We start from the raw sequence: 16,457 nt of genomic DNA on the forward strand, positions 1-16,457 counted from the left end.
ACTCCAACAACTCCACCAGGCCCCGGGAGATCTCCTCCCGATCAGCCAACGTCAACATCCTGCGCACGACAGGGAATCCTTCCTCACCGAACACCAAGATCACATGCTACGACCGTCTGAACCTGCCGTCCCGAACCCCGCAAAACCCAGAACCCGAGCAAATCCAGAACCCGAGCAAGACGCAAGTCACTCCACCGCAGCATAAGCAGTAGTCAAGAAGTCCCGATACACATCAGGCCCACCAGGCGACTCCCACGCCCGCTGAGACATCAACACAGAAACCATGCCGCACAACGGATCCATCGCCGACGAGGTCCCGAACCCGCCACTCCACCCGAACCGCCCCGGCACCTTGTCCACCGCGTCCTGCCGAGTCACCACCGAAACCCCGAACCCCCACCCGAAACTCTTGAAGAACCCCGGCGTCAACTCCCCGCCGACCTTCTGCCCCGCATTCAGCTGATCCATCGTCATAGTCCGCAACGACAACCGGGACAACACCCCGCCGTCCAACATCATCCGCCCAAAGGCGAAATAGTCGTCCACAGTAGACACCAGTCCGCCGCGCCCGGAGAAGAACGCCGGCGCGGAACTCCACTGCCCCGCAGGCGGATCGAACACCGAGTCCCCTGAATACGCGGTAGCGAATCGGGAAAGGTCGGCCGCGGGCACGAAGAATCCAGTGTCGACCATCCCCAGCGGCTCGAACACCCGCTCCCGCAAGAACTCCTCGAACGGCTGCGCAGCGGCCCGCGACACCAAGATCCCGAGCACGTCGTAGGCCGTGTCGTAGCGCCACGTTTCCCCGGGGTGCGCCAGCAACGGCACCGAACCCAGGCGCCGCAACCACTCGTCGGCGTCCGGTGTGGACGCGGGCGCCGGTGGTCCGGGCGTCAGCCCCAGCTCCGCCAGCGCGTCCTGGATCGGGTACGTGCCCGGCGCGGCCATGATCAGGCCGTGCCCGAACGTCGAGTTCAGCAGGTGCCGCACTGTGATCGGCCCGCGCGCGGGGACCGTGTCGTCGACCGGGCTGTCGAGTGAGCGCAAGACCTGTGGATCGGCCAGTTCCGGCAAGAGGTCGTCGACGGGATCGTCCAGCCGCAGCCTGCACTCCTCGACCAGGATCATCGCCGCGACCGCGGTGACCGGCTTGGTCATCGACGAGATCCGGAAGATCGTGTCTCGGGCCATCGGCACGCCGCCGACCTCCTGGAGGCCCGCGGTGTGCACGTGCGTCTCGCCGTTCCTGCTGACCAGCGCGACCAGTCCGGGCACCGAACCGCGCTCGACGTGCGCCGTCATCGTCGCGCGCCACCGGTCCAGCCCCGCCTGCGACAGTCCACTCATGCGGGCAACCCAGCCCGATCGCCGACCTCGAACTCCCGTTCGAGAAATTGTCGTACCCCTGCGGTTCACTACTCCCACCAAGCCAGAGGGGGGATGGAACACGTGGACCAGCGACTGCACCGGCTGCTCGCCGAGGCCGTCGGCCGCTACTTCGACTCGGTCGAGCGGCTCGCGGCGCGGCAGCAGCACGCGGTGGCGGTGGAGCTGCGCAGGCTCGTGGCGGCCTGGCGGGTGCTGCTCGGCTTGCACCTGCCGCAGCGGCGGCACTGCGCGGCGTGCGATCGGCCGCGCCTGGCGCGAGCGGGCCCGCGCTACCCGGTGGGCTGCACCGTGTGGCGAGTCGCGGGCGCGTACTTCGTGCGTTCGCTACCCGTCGACGAGCCGCGTGCGCGCCCGCCGTAAATCGGTTCTCGCGCGGCATAGCGCCGTGAGATCGTTCGCCCGGCGCGCGTGGGGGCCCGCCGTGGTCGTTGGGGACGACCACACCGTTCAGCCTCGGGTCGACCGACCGGGCTTGAACCTGGAGCTGAGACCGTGTTTGGACCGCGACCAGAGGAGGTAACCCACTAGCGAGGCGATGAGGTCAGAGGTTGATCCCGCGAGCGTTGAGCCAGGGCAGCGGGTTCATCTTGCGGCCGCTGGCGTCCCAGATCTCGAAGTGCAGGTGCGGGCCGGTGGACTGGCCGCGGTTGCCCAGGTGGGCGATCAGCTGGCCTGCCTTGACCTTCTGGCCCTCGCGGACGACGTAGTCGTTGACGTGGCCGTACACCGAGATCGTGCCGTCCTCGTGCTGCACGCGTACCCAGAGGCCGAAACCGCTGGCGGTGCCCGCCTCGATGACGGTGCCGTCGGCGACCGAGACGATCGGCGTGCCGATGCTGTTGGCGATGTCCACGCCGTAGTGGGTGACGCCCCAGCGGGCGCCGAAGCCCGAGGTGAACGTGCCCTGGGTGGGCTTGATGAACTTGGGCCGCGCCGCCTCTTCCTGCTTCGCGCGGTCCTGCGCGGCCTTGGCGTTGCGGGCCTGGGTGACGCGCTCCGAGGTGGCCATCTTCTGGGCCTCGAGCGAGCCATCGGCCTCGTTGACCACCGAGAGCAGCTCGGGCGTGGCGGTGGCCGGGGGAGCCACGTCGCCGCCCATGCCGAGTGAGGCGGAGGCCTCGCGGGTGCCGCTCAGCGGGACGATCTCGTCCGCGGATCCCGCGGTCGCTTGGAGCGTTTGGCCTGCGGCGGCGGCGGCGAACGCGCCGACCGCGACAGCGGCCACCACGACCCGGCCGCGCAGGGCACTGGAGGGCGGAGCAATGCGATGGGCACCCTTGGCACGGCGTGCGCCGCGTTCGAGTGCCTCATCCAGCGCGGTGAACTCCTGCTCTTCACCGGTGGAACGATGTCGGGACAAGACCTAGCCTTCCGCCTTCGGGGAGTCCGGCTCGAACACCCGCTCGCGGGGGACGAGCGTCGGTGTCGGACACCGGGCGGGGGACCCGGATCGGGCAGGCGTGGAGCTGGATGCCTTCCCTGTCCTATTCGTGACCGGACTGTGACAACGGACCCGGGGACAGTAACGGGCAGAAAGCGCGGCAGGCAACAGCGCTCACCCGTTTCCGATCATCCTCAGCCCCGCTCCAAGTTGATGTCCAGCGACTATCACGCAAAGTTAAGTCGAGGTCACACCCTTAGTGTGACTTGCATCTCGTTTCAATCGGCCATCCGGGTGGCAACCAACACACGTCCCACGCGTCACGGCGCGGGTCACCGGATGCTGCCCAGGTCACGACGGGCGTGACCTTCCAAGGTTCACCCACACGCACGACACCCGCCACACGAGCCACACCCCGGACGGTCAACCAGGGCTCTCAACGCCGGTCCCCGCAGCCCCCCGGGTGCCAACTACTGCACGATCTCGTCGGCTGTCGGCACTGGTCCGCAGCCACAGCGCACCGATCGCGAGGCGCCAACCACGGCGCACCCGGCCATGAAACATCCACAGCGCTGGTCACCACCGTTGATCGCTGCCCACGACCATTGGCCGCCACGCCCACCGCCACCAACTGGCCGCCGGTCTCGCCCGCCGTTGACCATCGGTGGCCGGTGATCCGCCATGACCGGCGAGCAGTCCGCCACATGGCTACTGGGGCTACTGGGGCTACTAGCTGGTGGCCCTCACCTCCACCAGCCGCCAGTGACTGGCTGCCACCACCGCCCGTCAACCACCACAGTTGACAGCCGCCCCCACCGCAACCAGCGGCCATCACCGCAACCAGCGGCCACAACTGCGGTCACCGCTGCCACCGGCCGCTGCCACCGGCTGCTGCCTTCTGTCGCCACCAGCACCTATTAGTTGCCGCCACTGGTCGTCGTCCCCATCGACCGGCGGCCATCGACTCGACGGCCTCGGCAGCCATCGCTGCCGCCAGTGGCCAACCGGCTGCCACCTCCGGCCAGCCACTTTGGTCAACGCTGGTCGGCTACCTCCAGCCAGCTCCCTCCGGGCGGCCACGTCCAGCAGGCGACCGACGCCGCCCGCCGCCCGCTATTGCCGGTCATCCATTACTTCTTCAGCCAGCACCCGCGCGCCGTTGCAGCTCGTGGTCGCGGGTCCACGGTCAAACTCGCTCGGCTCGGCGCCAGCGCTGGCGATCACCCGCCAGCCACACGTCAATCCACTCGCCATCAACCCCACAACCACCACCACGAATCGCCGCGCCACGAAGGCTGCGGCGGGTTTCGGCTGTTTTCTCCCAATCTCTACCCCTGCGAAACCCTCTGACCTGCACAAACACCACCTCCTCCACGCGACGCCGCCCCGGCGGGCCCGCAGCTGCCGCAGGGGGTTGCTAGCGTTGCCCGCGATGACTTCGCGGACCCGAACCCCGCCGACCCGTTCCGCGGCCGCTGTGGCCGCCGCGGACGGACCCGTGCCCGAGCAGCGGATCGGGTGGGCCGAGAGCCCACCGCGGCTGCGGATCGGGTTCGGGCTCGCCGTTCTCGGTGCCGCTCTGCTGATCGCCGGTCCGGTGGTCGGTCTGCTCCGGGACTCCCCGGCCCCGGGGTTCTCGTCCATGCCGCTGCTGGTCGTGCTGGCACTGCTCCCACCGCTCGTCGCCGCCGGGTTCTTCGCTGTGCGCAAGCCGGTCGTGGCCGCAGGGGTGCTGGTCGGTTCCGCCTTGATCGCGCCCGGTCGGCTCCTCGTCGACACCCAGCTGCTCGTTGACCCGCTCCTGGTTTCGCGGCCGGAACTGATGGTCCCGACCAGCCTGGCCCCGCTCGCTCCCGCCGCCGGTCTCTGGCTGCTGCTCGCCGGTCACGTCCTGGTCGGCGCCGCGGGCCTGCTCGCCGCAGGGCGGGCCGGTGCCGAGTCCGCCACTGGCTACGCCGCCGAGTTCGACGACCACTCCGACGACCGCTCGGCCCGGGCGCGCGGCACCTCGTTGCTGGTGGCGTTGATCGCCGGGACCACCGCCGCCGTCGGGTTCCTGTTGTCCCCCTTCACTTCCACCGACGCCTACCAGCTCGCGCGCAACGTCGTCGACAACCCCGGACTGCTGCGCTACGGCACCCTCGCCCTCGCCGTGGCCACCGCCGTGGCGGCGGTGTTCGGTGCCGGGTCCGCCCGGCCCTCGGTCGCTCGCGGTGTCCTGTTGGGCGCGACGCTCGCGGTCGCCGCGGTCGCCGTGCCGCAGATCGTGGCCGGGCTGGCCGTCGACCGGCTCGGGTCAGCCCCGGGGCCGTACCTCGCGGTGTTCGGTCTGACCGTGCTCACCGCCATCGTCTGGCTCTTCGGTCGGCTGGCCCCGCCCGCTGAGCAGGCCGAGGTGAGCCTGGAGTCCGGGCGGGTGCACCGGGTCGCGGGTGTGCTCGGTGTCCTCACCGGCGTCGCCGCGCTCGTCGCCGCGTTCGGGGCCCAGCTGGTGGTGACCGACGGACTGGAACAGCCCGTCACCTACTCCAACCGCCTGTTCATCCCGGCCGGTCTGCTCGTGCTCGCGCTCGCCGTCGCGCTGCTGGTGCCCAGGGCCGCGAGCTCCGTGCGCCCCGCGTTCACCGTCGCCCTGGCCGCCGTGCCGCTCGCCGGTGCGTCCACTTTGGACGCCGCGTTCACCGCGACGGGTGTCAGCGCCGCCGTGCGGATCGGTGCGGGTGTCTGGTTCGCCTGTGCCGCGCTCGTCCTGGCCATCGCCGCCGCCGTGGCCGCCGCCCTCGCCGGTGGTGCCGAGCGCGACGACGTCGACCTGACCGAACGGCGCGCCAACCTTGCCCTCTCCGGGCCGCTGGCCGCCGCCGCGCTGTTCGCCGTTGGCGCGTTCGGGCTGCCCGCGGTCAAAGCCCCCGAACTGGTGCCGCCGGGTATCTGGAGCGAGTTCCGGCTCGCCTCCTGGGGGCTGCTGATCGCCGTCCTGGTGGTCTTGGTCGCGACCGCGATCGCCCCGGTGTCCCGCCCGCCCCGGGCGGCCGCACTGCTCCTCGGTGCCGCGGGCCTGGTCGCCGTGCGCCTGCTCGAGTACCCGCTCACCGCCGGTCGCGCCGAGGGGGCCGGCCCCGGACCGGGGATGTGGCTCTCACTCGCGTGCGTGGCCGCGCTCGTCGTCAGCGCGCTCGTCGCGGTCGGGTCGCGGGCCCGTCGGTGAGGGTCGTGCTCGCTGCCGATGCCCAAGCGCTCGCGCGCGAACTGCGTGACTCCGGTGTCGAAGTGGTCTACCTCGGTGACGTCGATCCCCGACAGCTTGTGAGTACCGCTCTACAAGAGGACGTCGACGCTGTGATCACGCCCACTGACCACGATGGGGTGACCCGGCTGCTCGCCCTCGCCGACGCTCCCGACATCGCGGTGATCGGACCCGAGGATGCCCTGGCCTGGGCCGTCGGCGCCGCCGGTGAGCGAACTCACCGCCGGTCGTGACCCACCTCACCGGGTGCGACGTGTCAACCCCAATCCCACGTCGCTAGGGTTCCGTGACGTCCGACAGCAGCACGTCGACACCGTAGTCAGGAGACTGTCGAGTGGACCTGTACGAGTACCAGGCGAAGGATCTCTTCGCCGCCCACGGGGTCCCGGTCCTGCCGGGCGACGTGGCAAGCACCCCCGAGGAAGCCCGCGCCATCGCGGAGGAGCTCGGTCAGACCGTCGTCATCAAGGCCCAGGTGAAGACCGGTGGCCGCGGCAAGGCCGGTGGCGTCAAGCTGGCCGACGACCCCGCCGGTGCGCAGGAAAAGGCCGAGGCCATCCTCGGGCTGGACATCAAGGGCCACATCACCCGCAAGGTGCTCGTGACCGTCGCCTCCGACATCGCGGAGGAGTACTACTTCTCCTTCCTGCTCGACCGGGCCAACCGGACCTTCCTCGCCATGGCCTCGGCCGAGGGCGGCATGGACATCGAGCAGTTGGCCGTCGAGCGCCCCGAGGCGCTGGCCAAGATCGCCATCGACGCGATCAAGGGTGTCGACCTGGCCAAGGCGCGGGAGATCGTCGCCGAGGCGAAGATCCCGGCCGCGGTGGCCGACCAGGCCGCCGACGTCATCGTCAAGCTCTGGGAGACCTTCGTCAGCGAGGACGCCACGCTGGTCGAGGTCAACCCGCTGGTGCGCGACCCGCAGGACAAGGTCATCGCCCTCGACGGCAAGGTGACCCTGGACGAGAACGCGGGCTTCCGCCACCCCGGGCACGCCGACCTGGTCGACCAGGAGGCGGAGGACCCGCTGGAGGCCGCGGCCAAGGCCAAGGACCTCAACTACGTCAAGCTCGACGGCGAGGTCGGCATCATCGGCAACGGCGCGGGCCTGGTCATGTCCACCCTGGACGTGGTGGCCTACGCGGGCGAGAAGCACAAGGGCGTCAAGCCCGCGAACTTCCTCGACATCGGTGGCGGCGCGTCCGCCGAGGTGATGGCCAACGGCCTGCACATCATCCTCAACGACCCGTCGGTGAAGTCGGTGTTCGTCAACGTCTTCGGCGGCATCACCTCCTGCGACGCGGTCGCCAACGGCATCGTCGCGGCGCTGGAGATCCTCGGCGCCGAGGCCACCAAGCCGCTGGTCGTCCGGCTGGACGGCAACAACGTCGACGAGGGCCGCAAGATCCTGGCCGACGCCAACCACCCGCTCGTCACTGTTGTCGACACGATGGACAACGCGGCTGACAAGGCTGCTGAGCTCGCGGCTGCGGGGGTCTGATCATGGCTATCTTCCTGACCGAGAACAGCAAGGTCATCGTCCAGGGCATCACCGGCTCCGAGGGCTCCAAGCACACGGCGCGGATGCTCAAGTCCGGCACCAACATCGTCGGCGGGGTGAACCCGCGCAAGGCGGGCACCAAGGTCGAGATCGAGGGCCACTCGCTGCCGGTGTTCGCCACCGTCGCGGAGGCGATCGCCGAGACCGGCGCGGACGTGTCGGTCATCTTCGTGCCGCCGAAGTTCGCCAAGGACGCCGTGCTCGAGGCGATCGACGCGGAGATCGGCCTGGCCGTGGTGATCACCGAGGGCATCCCGGTGCACGACAGCGCCTACTTCTGGGCGCACGCGGTGGCCACCGGCAACAAGACCCGGATCATCGGCCCGAACTGCCCCGGCCTGATCAGCCCCGGGAAGTCCAACGCGGGCATCATCCCGGCCGACATCACCGGCCCGGGCAAGATCGGCCTGGTGTCCAAGTCGGGCACGCTGACCTACCAGATGATGTACGAGCTGCGCGACATCGGCTTCTCGTCCGCGGTGGGCATCGGCGGCGACCCGATCATCGGCACCACGCACATCGACGCGCTGGCCGCGTTCGAGGCGGACCCGGAGACCGAGCTGATCGTGATGATCGGTGAGATCGGTGGCGACGCCGAGGAGCGGGCCGCGGCCTACATCCAGGCCAACGTCACCAAGCCGGTCGTCGGCTACGTCGCGGGTTTCACCGCCCCCGAGGGCAAGACCATGGGCCACGCGGGCGCCATCGTCTCGGGCTCGGCGGGCACCGCGCAGGCGAAGAAGGAGGCCCTCGAGGCCGCCGGGGTCAAGGTCGGCAAGACGCCGTCGGAGACCGCCGCGCTGGCGCGGGAGCTGTTCCAGGCGCACTGAGGGTGTTGAGCGGGGCGTGGGGCCGGGCGCTGGTGTAGCGTCCGGCCCCACGCTTGTTCACCCGAACGGGAACCGGTCACGACCGGTGCGCGTCGAATGGTCGGGATGGGCTAGCGTTTTCGTTGGCTCTGATATTTCTTCGTCGCTGAGGAGAGCACGCGATGACCTACCCAGGCGGTGCACCGGGCGGATATCCGGGGCCAGGACCGCAGCAGCCACCGCAGGGCTTCGGGCCACCGCCCCCGGTGGCCCCCCGCTTCACCCTCGCGCAGACGCTGCACCTGGTGGTCGCGGTCCTCGGCACGCTCAACCTGTTCCTCGGCTTCGCGCCGCTGTCGGGGACCTCGAGCTTCTACGAGGGCTTCGTCGGCTGGATCCCCGGGCTGCTGTTCGTCGGCGGGCTGCTCGCGTTGCAGGCGGTGCTGCCCGGTGACAAGAAGGCGGGCATCCTCTCGGTCGCGGTCACCCTGGGCGTCACGCTCTCCTTCCTGTTCAGCGTCTTCGCCGCCGACGGCGAGACGAAGGCGGGCGGGATCATGGTGCTGATCTTCGGCCTGCTGCAGTCGATCGGCGCCGTGGTGGCGTTCCTCTACGAGTCGGGTGTGCTCAAGCCGCCGCAGCCGCGCGTGCACCAGCACCCCGGCCACTTCGGCCAGCCGGGCGGCTACAACCCGCCGTCGGGGCAGTTCCAGCAGCCCGGCTACGGCCAGCCGCCGGTCCCGCCCACCGGCCAGCAGACCACCTACGCCCCGCAGCCGGGCCAGTTCGGCCAGCCGCCGCTGCCGCCGCCAGGCACCCCGCCGGGCGGGTACCCGCAGCAGCAGGGCTGAGACCTCCACGACCTCCACGACCTCCACAACGGCGGGGTGGCACCGGATCCGGTGCCACCCCGCCGTTGTGCTGTGTGCCGCGGTTCACCGGAAGGTATGACGGCGGCGTGCCTGACCGCCGGGGGCGGGCCCGGGTGCCAGAGTGGGGCCATGGCGCACACCGACTTGCTGGCGGCGGACGAGGACCGGGTCGTCGCACCGGCCACGCGGGCGAAGGTGTTGGCCGTAGTCGCGATAGGACCGGTGCTCACCGGTTACGCCGCGGTGGCCGCGGTGCTCGCGCTGGTCACCGCGATCGCCGCCCGCGCGCACTTCTCCACCGGTGGTGTGCTCACCGCCGCGGTGCCGGGGTGGCTCGCGGCCTACCAGGTTCCGGTGCGCATCGATGGGCACGAGCTCGGTGCTTTGCCGTTGCTGCCAACGGTGTTGGTGATGGTCTTGGTGTGGCGCGCGGCCGCGGGTGCGGCTGAGCGCTTGGAGATAAGCACCCTCCGTGAAGCTGGCCGCGTCGTGCTGACGGTCGCCGGTGCGCACGCGGTAGTGGGGTTGGCCTTGGCGCTGCTGGTTTCCGGCGGCCCGGTGACCGTGGACCCCTTGGCGGGCTTGTACTACCCGGCGTTGCTGGCCGCTCTTGCCGCTATCGCCGGGGTCTTGCCCGCCTCGGGGGTGTGGGCGTTGGTCTCGGCCCGAGTGGATCCGCTGGCGCTGCGCGGAATCCGGGCCGGTGCGTTGGCGGTTGTCGCCCTCTTGGCGGTTGGTGGCGCGGTGCTCGTACTCGCGCTGGTCTTGTCGTTCGGGACAGTGAAGCAGCTATTCCTCGGAGACGGTGCCGGTAGCGCTATCGGCATGCTCTTGCTGTCGTTGGGTTACCTGCCCAACGCGGTCGTTGCGGCTACCGGGTTCGCGGCGGGGCCGGGGTTTTCCCTGGGTTCGGTAACGGTGTCCCCGTTGGACTTCGCGGGCGGCCCGGTTCCCGCGCTACCGCTGCTGGGCGCGCTACCGGAACGCGGCCAGCTGTGGTGGTGGCTGTTGCTCCTGCTGCCCGCCGCGGTCGGTGTGCTGGTGGGTTGGGTGCTGCGGGACGCCGACGAGTCCCCAAGAGGACGGTTGCGCGCCGTCTCGGTGGCGGCCGTCGTGGTGGCCTTGGCGTTCGCGGTGCTGGGCGGGAGCGCGGGCGGGGCGTTGGGCGGCGGTCCGTTCCACCCGCTGGACCTCAGGGCGGCGTGGGTGTCGTTGGCCGTGGTGGTGTGGGTAGCGCTACCGGGCGCGATAGTGGCGTGGACACAGGGGCCGCAACCGGTGCTCGAGATTGTGGAGCCGGAAGTGGTTGTCGAACCGGAAGAAGACGACGAGTCCGAAGAGGCGGAAGAGGCGGAAGAGGCCGAGGAACCAGCAGGAGTCGAGGACGCGGAAGCGACCGAGGCTGAGCCGGAAGCCGACGGCGAGCCTGCCGATGACGAGGCGTCCGACCCCGAGCCGGAGTCGGGGCCCGGGGCGCCGAGCAAGATCGACTGACGACCGCATACGCTGGGCGCATCCCGTTCCGGCTCCCGCAGGAGACCACGCTGAGCGCCCAGTACCCGCCCGCCGCGCCTGCCAGGATCGTCGTCCTGGTCTCGGGGTCGGGCACCCTGCTGCAAGCCCTGCTCGACGAGGCGGTGGACCCGGTGTTCCCGGCCCGCGTCGTCGCCGTGGGGGCCGACCGCACGGGGATCGAGGGCCTGGCCCGCGCCGAGCGCGCCGGACTGCCCGGGTTCGCCGTCCGCGTCCGCGCCCACCCCGACCGGGCCGCGTGGGACGCCGCGCTCACCGAGGCGGTCGCGGCCCACCGGCCCGACCTCGTGGTCTCCGCGGGCTTCATGAAGATCCTCGGCCCGGCCTTCCTGGCCCGCTTCGGCGGCCGGGTGATCAACACCCACCCCGCGCTGCTGCCCGCGTTCCCCGGCGCGCACGCGGTGTCCGACGCGCTCGCCCACGGCGTCCAGGTCACCGGGAGCACGGTGCACCTGGTCGACGGCGGCGTGGACACCGGCCCGATCATCGCCCAGCAGGCCGTCGCGGTGGCCGCCGGTGACGACGAGGCGGGCCTGCACGAACGGATCAAGGCGGTGGAGCGGCGGCTCCTGGTCGACGTGGTCGCCAGGATGGCCCGCCACGGCTACACCGTCGACGGACGAAAGGTGAGCATCCCGTGACCGAATCTGCCGAGCGCAGGCCCATCCGCCGCGCGCTGATCGGCGTGTCGGACAAGACCGGACTGCTGGAGCTGGCCACCGGCCTGCACGCGGCCGGGGTGGAGATCGTCTCCACCGGTGGCACCGCGAAGACCATCGCCGACGCGGGCGTGCCGGTCACGCCGGTGGAGGAGGTCACCGGATTCCCCGAGTCGCTCGGCGGCCGGGTCAAGACCCTGCACCCGCGGGTGCACGCGGGCCTGCTGGCCGACATGCGCGACCCGGCGCACGTGGCCCAGCTCGACCAGTTGGAGATCGCGCCGTTCGACCTGCTCGTGGTCAACCTCTACCCGTTCGTGAAGACGGTCGCCTCCGGCGCGTCACCGGAGGAGTGCGTCGAGCAGATCGACATCGGCGGTCCCGCGATGGTGCGCGCGGCGGCCAAGAACCACGCGAGCGTCGCCGTCGTCGTCGACCCGGCCCGCTACGGCTGGCTGCTCGCCGAGGTCGCCGCGGGCGGGTTCACCCTGGCCGACCGGCAGTCCCTCGCCGCCGCGGCCTACCGGCACACCGCCTCCTACGACGTGGCGGTCGCGTCCTGGATCGGCAACGTCCTGGCCCCCGACGACGAGGGCTCCGGCTTCCCCGGTTGGGTCGGCGCCACCTGGCAGCGGCGGAACGTGCTGCGCTACGGCGAGAACCCGCACCAGCGCGCGGCGCTCTACGTGCAGGGCGACGGGTCCACCGGGCTGGCGACCGCGACGCAGCTGCACGGCAAGGAGATGTCGTACAACAACTTCGTCGACGCCGACGCCGCCTGGCGCGCGGCGCACGACCACGCCGGGGTCTGCGTGGCGATCATCAAGCACGCCAACCCGTGCGGCATCGCGGTGTCCGATGTGGACATCGCGGAGGCGCACCGCAAGGCGCACGCCTGCGACCCGCTCAGCGCCTTCGGCGGCGTGATCGCGGCCAACCGCGAGGTCAGCGTGGCGATGGCCGAGCAGGTGGCGGAGATCTTCACCGAGGTCGTCGTCGCGCCCGCCTACGCCGACGGCGCGGTGGAGGTGCTCGCCCGCAAGAAGAACGTGCGCATCCTGGTCGCCGAGCCGCCGCGCCGCGAGGGGGCCGAGCTGCGACCGGTGTCCGGCGGGCTGCTGGTGCAGACCGCCGACACCATCGGCGCCGAGGGCGACGACCCGGCCAAGTGGACGCTGGCGACCGGGCCCGCGGTGGACGACGCGACGCTGGCCGACCTCGCCTTCGCCTGGCGGTCCTGCCGCGCGGTCAAGTCCAACGCCATCCTGCTCGCCCACGACGGGGCCAGCGTCGGGGTCGGCATGGGCCAGGTCAATCGGGTCGACGCCGCCCGGTTGGCGGTCACCCGGGCGGGCGACCGGGCGCCGGGCTCGGTAGCCGCCTCCGACGCCTTCTTCCCGTTCCCGGACGGCCTGGAGATCCTCGCCCAGGCCGGGGTCCGCGCGATCGTGCAGCCGGGTGGGTCGGTGAGCGACGGCAAGGTCATCGCGGCCGCCGAGGCCGCCGGGATCTCGCTGTACCTGACCGGTACGCGGCACTTCGCGCACTAGGGCGTGGGTCGCCCGGGGGCCCGCGCACCCGGGCGGCCCCGGTCCTCAGCCGGTCAGGACGCGCCGGGTCTGGCGGGCGGTGGCGATGAGGTGGCCGTCGCGGCGCCAGACCTCGCTGGCGTCGACGCACCAGCCCGCGTCGGCGTGCTCGGTGCGGATCCGGGCCAGTGCCCAGTCGGTGGCGTCGAAGTCGTGGGCCGCCTCGGTGAAGTGCACCGCCAGTTCCACGGTCGGGATCGGCACCGGTGCGGTGCGCACCGCGTAGAGCGCGGGCGGGAGCACATCGAGCAGCACCGTCGCCGCGGCCTCCGGGCGGGTGGGCGGTGTCGTCATCCGCACCCACGCCACCAACTCCGGGACGTCACCACCCATCAGCGGCAACGGCCCCACGGGCCGGAACTCCAGGTGCTGGGCGAACGGCACCAGATCAACCGGAAGCGTGAACGGGTCGAGCTCGTCCGGGGTGGGGACAGCGGGCCGGGTGGCGGCCGGGGTGCTCGGACCGGTCGCGGCGGTGCCGAAGGTCGCGGTGCTCAGGACGGTGGTCCTACCCTCGGCGTGCAGCCTGCCGAGGACGGTCGAGCTCGTGCGGCCCGTCTTCGCCAGTTCCGTGGCGACCTGGACCTCCTCGGTCCGCACCGCGTTGAGGAACGAGGCGTGCAGGGCGCGCGCGGGCAGTCCGGGTACCTGGCGGCCCGCGTGGTCCAGGACGATGCCTGCCAGGAGACCACCGTGCGCCCCCGTCCAAGACCGCCAGCTGGCGTCGATCCGCTCGACTCCGGCCAGTGCCGTCATGCCCGCCCCCTCATCAGTAGTTCAAAGCAACTGAGCTGACAGTAGCGGGTGAAGTACGGGTTGGTCGGACACTATGACGTGCGCCCCACCTCCGGTTGACACCGTGTTCCGGCGAGGTAGTCTGTCCACATCGAACACACGTTCGACGGGGTGGTTGGACACCCCGGACCGCCGGCTCCCCACGGCTGTTCCGCGTAACGAGCGGTACGCGTGACAACCGAGGGAGGTGTGCGGTGGTGTGGTCGCTGGCTGCTCTCGGCGCGGGGAAGTACTCGGGAGCAGTCGGCGACCACCCCGTCCTCTGTCAGGGCGACGCGTGACGTCCCCGGCGGCGCGGGAGCCGGGCCTGTCGGGCAAGGGCCCGCGCAAATCCCATGCGGAGCTCGAGGCTGCGCTCGCGCAGAAGACCGGTCCCCGAGTTCTCCCTGTCCGCGAGGGCTTGGCCGAGCTGTTCCCGTGGGGAGGTCTTCGCCGCGGCGGCACGGTGGCGGTTCGCGGTTCCGCCGCCCTCCTCTTGTCGCTGCTCGCCGAGGCCAGCGCGCACGGTTCCTGGGTGGCTGTCGTGGGGCTCCCCGACCTCGGGATCGTGGCGGCGGCCGAGCTCGGCATCGCCGTCGACCGGCTCGCGCTGGTGCCGCGGCCGGGCGTCGACCTCCCGGCGGTCGTCGCGGCGCTGCTCGACGGGTTCGACCTGGTCGCGATGTCCGTCGACCGGGTCGGCGACGCGCACGCCCGCAGGCTCTCCGCCCGCGCCCGCAACCGCGGCGCGGTCCTGCTCCCGTTCGGTGGGAGCTGGCCGGGCGCCGACATCGAGCTCACCTGCGCGCGAGGTCGGTGGTCGGGTCTCGGCGTCGGTCACGGGCACCTGTCGGCGCGCCAGGTCGACGTCCTCGCCCGTGGTCGCGGTGCCGCGGCCCGGCCGTCGCGGGCGCCGTTCACTCTCCAGGGTGGTAGTCCCCACGCAGCCTTGACGGCCCTTCCGTTCGAACATAAGTTCGAACAAGCAAGCCCTTCCCGATCCCACCTGTCCTGATCTGTCCTGATCTGACCCGGAGCAAGCCGTGACCCGTCTGCTCGTCCTCTGGTGCCCCGACTGGCCGGTCGTCGCCGCGACCGCCGCCGCCGGGCTCGCCGTGGGCACCCCGGCGGTCGTGGTCTCGGCGAACCGGGTGGTGGCGGTCAACGCGCCCGCGCGCACCGAGGGCGTCCAGCAGGCCATGCGCCGCCGGGAGGCCCAGGGGCGCTGCCCGGACATCGCCGTCCTGCCCGACGACCCCGACCGCGACGCCCGGCTGTTCGAGCCGGTCGCCGCCGCGGTCGAGGAGCTGGCCGTGGGGGTCGAGGTGGTCGGCCCCGGGGTGGTCGCGGTCCCCGCGCGCGGCCCGGCGGGCTACTTCGGCACCGAGGCGGCCGCCGCCGAGCGGCTGATCGACCAGGTGGCCGCCCGGGCGGGTGCCGAGTCGCTGGTGGGCATCGCCGACGGGCTGTTCGCCGCCACCCTCGCCGCCCGCCGCGGCCTCGTCGTCGAGGCGGGGCGCAGCGCGGAGTTCCTGGCGCCGCTGGGCGTGCACGAGCTCGCGGGCGGCACCGGGGCGGCCGACCGGGCCGAACTGGTCGACCTGTTGCGCAGGCTCGGCATCCGCACCCTCGGTGCCTTCGCCGCGCTCGACCCGGTCGACGTCACCTCCCGCTTCGGTGCCGACGCGGGGCACGCCCACCGTCTCGCCCGCGGTCTCGAGCAGCGCCCGCCCTCGCGCAGGCGCCCGCCGGTCGACCTGTCCGTCACCCACACCCCCGACCCGCCGATCGACCGGGTCGACGCCGCCGCGTTCGCCGCCCGCGGCCTGGGCGAGCGGTTCCACGCCGGGCTCGCCGTGCACGGCCTGGCCTGCACCCGCCTGGCCATCCACGCCTCGACGGGCAACGGTGAGGAGCTGAGCCGGGTGTGGCGCTGCGCGGAACCGCTGACCCCCACCGGGATCGCCGACCGCGTCCGCTGGCAGCTCGACGGTTGGCTGCGCGGCTCCCGCCGCCCGTCGGCGGGCATCACCGTCCTGCGGCTCGAGCCGCAGGAGATGGTCGACGGGCACGCCCTGCAGCTGGGCCTGTGGCAGGGCGGCCACGACGAGCAGGCCGAACGCGCCGCCCGGGCGATGGTGCACGTCCAGGGCCTGCTCGGCCCCGAGGGCGTCCTCACCCCGGTCCTCGCGGGCGGGCGCGGCCCCGCTGACCAGGTCACCCTCGTGCCCTGGGGCGACGAACGCACCCCGGCCGCGCCGCCCGCCCGGCCCTGGCCGGGGCGATTACCCACGCCGTCCCCGGCGACGGTGCCACAGCGGCCGGTGGTGGTCTCGGTGGTCGACCGCGACGGGGCCGAGGTCGGTGTCACCGGCCGGTTCGTCCTCAGCGGCCAGCCCGACGAGGTCACCATCGCGGGCGCCGTCCGACGGGTGGTGGCCTGGGCCGGGCCGTGGCCCGCGGACGAGCGGTGGTGGGAGCTGGGGGCGGGGCGGCGGCGGGCCCGGTTGCAGGTGCTGCTGGCGGAGAAGTCCGAACAGGACAGTCAAGAGGCGTTGCTCCTCGTTCGGGAGAACGAGAAGTGGTCCGTGGAAGGGGTGTACGACTGATGATCCATGATGAAGAGTTCGCCGACTGGGT

The 16,457-nt window shown here is 71.8% G+C and carries 14 protein-coding genes; 11 read left to right on the top strand and 3 right to left on the bottom strand.

Features of this window, described 5'->3' with window-relative positions; translation table 11 throughout:
* Nucleotides 1-186: 186 nt before the first annotated feature.
* The gene (locus tag QSK30_RS33805) at nucleotides 187-1,347 is read right to left on the bottom strand and encodes a serine hydrolase domain-containing protein (protein ID WP_285509268.1); all 1,161 of its coding nucleotides are present in this window, start codon (nucleotides 1,345-1,347) and stop codon (nucleotides 187-189) included.
* A 102-nt stretch (nucleotides 1,348-1,449) separates the two neighbouring features.
* Here QSK30_RS33805 and QSK30_RS33810 point away from each other — a divergent pair, with 102 nt between their 5' ends.
* The gene (locus tag QSK30_RS33810; RefSeq protein WP_285509270.1) at nucleotides 1,450-1,749 is read left to right on the top strand and encodes a hypothetical protein; all 300 of its coding nucleotides are present in this window, start codon (nucleotides 1,450-1,452) and stop codon (nucleotides 1,747-1,749) included.
* Nucleotides 1,750-1,930: 181 nt separating this feature from the next.
* Here QSK30_RS33810 and QSK30_RS33815 read toward each other — a convergent pair whose 3' ends face one another.
* The gene (locus QSK30_RS33815) at nucleotides 1,931-2,749 is read right to left on the bottom strand and encodes a M23 family metallopeptidase (RefSeq protein ID WP_285509272.1); all 819 of its coding nucleotides are present in this window, start codon (nucleotides 2,747-2,749) and stop codon (nucleotides 1,931-1,933) included.
* A 1,453-nt stretch (nucleotides 2,750-4,202) separates the two neighbouring features.
* Between QSK30_RS33815 and QSK30_RS33820 the strand changes: the two genes are divergently transcribed.
* From QSK30_RS33820 to purH, 8 genes are all read left to right on the top strand, one after another.
* Nucleotides 4,203-5,978: a hypothetical protein gene (locus QSK30_RS33820; RefSeq protein WP_285509274.1), complete on the top strand. Its 1,776-nt coding sequence runs from the start codon at nucleotides 4,203-4,205 to the stop codon at nucleotides 5,976-5,978.
* 5 nt (nucleotides 5,979-5,983) lie between these two features.
* Nucleotides 5,984-6,250, top strand: a complete 267-nt coding sequence (locus QSK30_RS33825; protein ID WP_285509276.1) for a hypothetical protein — start codon at nucleotides 5,984-5,986, stop codon at nucleotides 6,248-6,250.
* Between the two features lie 101 nt (nucleotides 6,251-6,351).
* Entirely contained in the window at nucleotides 6,352-7,521 is a 1,170-nt protein-coding gene (gene sucC / locus QSK30_RS33830) for an ADP-forming succinate--CoA ligase subunit beta (RefSeq protein ID WP_285509278.1), read from the top strand.
* 2 nt (nucleotides 7,522-7,523) lie between these two features.
* Nucleotides 7,524-8,411: a succinate--CoA ligase subunit alpha gene (gene sucD, locus QSK30_RS33835; RefSeq protein WP_285509279.1), complete on the top strand. Its 888-nt coding sequence runs from the start codon at nucleotides 7,524-7,526 to the stop codon at nucleotides 8,409-8,411.
* 161 nt (nucleotides 8,412-8,572) lie between these two features.
* On the top strand, nucleotides 8,573-9,241 hold the full coding sequence (locus QSK30_RS33840) for a DUF5336 domain-containing protein (protein WP_285509281.1): 669 nt from the start codon (nucleotides 8,573-8,575) through the stop codon (nucleotides 9,239-9,241).
* 150 nt (nucleotides 9,242-9,391) lie between these two features.
* The gene (locus tag QSK30_RS33845; protein WP_285509283.1) at nucleotides 9,392-10,756 is read left to right on the top strand and encodes a cell division protein PerM; all 1,365 of its coding nucleotides are present in this window, start codon (nucleotides 9,392-9,394) and stop codon (nucleotides 10,754-10,756) included.
* 50 nt (nucleotides 10,757-10,806) lie between these two features.
* Nucleotides 10,807-11,436 carry a phosphoribosylglycinamide formyltransferase gene (purN, locus tag QSK30_RS33850; protein ID WP_285509326.1) on the top strand — a complete coding sequence of 210 codons (630 nt, stop codon included), beginning with the start codon at nucleotides 10,807-10,809 and terminating at the stop codon, nucleotides 11,434-11,436.
* Nucleotides 11,433-13,004: a bifunctional phosphoribosylaminoimidazolecarboxamide formyltransferase/IMP cyclohydrolase gene (gene purH / locus QSK30_RS33855; RefSeq protein WP_285509285.1), complete on the top strand. Its 1,572-nt coding sequence runs from the start codon at nucleotides 11,433-11,435 to the stop codon at nucleotides 13,002-13,004. Before purN ends, purH begins: the two co-directional genes overlap by 4 nt.
* A 45-nt stretch (nucleotides 13,005-13,049) precedes the next feature.
* Here the strand turns inward: purH and QSK30_RS33860 are convergent, their stop codons facing one another.
* Complete coding sequence (locus QSK30_RS33860; RefSeq protein ID WP_285509287.1) at nucleotides 13,050-13,799, bottom strand: acyl-CoA thioesterase; 750 nt, start codon at nucleotides 13,797-13,799, stop codon at nucleotides 13,050-13,052.
* Nucleotides 13,800-14,115: 316 nt separating this feature from the next.
* On the opposite strand from QSK30_RS33860, the gene imuA' reads away from it, so the two are divergent.
* Nucleotides 14,116-14,832, top strand: a complete 717-nt coding sequence (gene imuA' / locus QSK30_RS33865) for a DnaE2-dependent mutagenesis accessory factor ImuA' (protein WP_502871929.1) — start codon at nucleotides 14,116-14,118, stop codon at nucleotides 14,830-14,832.
* Nucleotides 14,833-14,869: 37 nt separating this feature from the next.
* On the top strand, nucleotides 14,870-16,426 hold the full coding sequence (locus QSK30_RS33870; protein ID WP_285509329.1) for a DNA polymerase Y family protein: 1,557 nt from the start codon (nucleotides 14,870-14,872) through the stop codon (nucleotides 16,424-16,426).
* The last annotated feature ends 31 nt before the right edge of the window (nucleotides 16,427-16,457 follow it).

It is taken from the genome of Actinokineospora sp. NBRC 105648 (genome assembly GCF_030269645.1).
Lineage (GTDB): Bacteria > Actinomycetota > Actinomycetes > Mycobacteriales > Pseudonocardiaceae > Actinokineospora.

What these genes read in the sequence shown, in the direction of transcription:
- QSK30_RS33860 (WP_285509287.1), bottom strand. Translation starts at nt 13,799, where the DNA reads ATGACGGCACTGGCCGGAGTCGAGCGGATCGACGCCAGCTGGCGGTCT.
- sucD (WP_285509279.1), top strand. Translation starts at nt 7,524, where the DNA reads ATGGCTATCTTCCTGACCGAGAACAGCAAGGTCATCGTCCAGGGCATC.
- QSK30_RS33820 (WP_285509274.1), top strand. Translation starts at nt 4,203, where the DNA reads ATGACTTCGCGGACCCGAACCCCGCCGACCCGTTCCGCGGCCGCTGTG.
- QSK30_RS33805 (WP_285509268.1), bottom strand. Translation starts at nt 1,347, where the DNA reads ATGAGTGGACTGTCGCAGGCGGGGCTGGACCGGTGGCGCGCGACGATG.
- QSK30_RS33840 (WP_285509281.1), top strand. Translation starts at nt 8,573, where the DNA reads ATGACCTACCCAGGCGGTGCACCGGGCGGATATCCGGGGCCAGGACCG.
- QSK30_RS33845 (WP_285509283.1), top strand. Translation starts at nt 9,392, where the DNA reads ATGGCGCACACCGACTTGCTGGCGGCGGACGAGGACCGGGTCGTCGCA.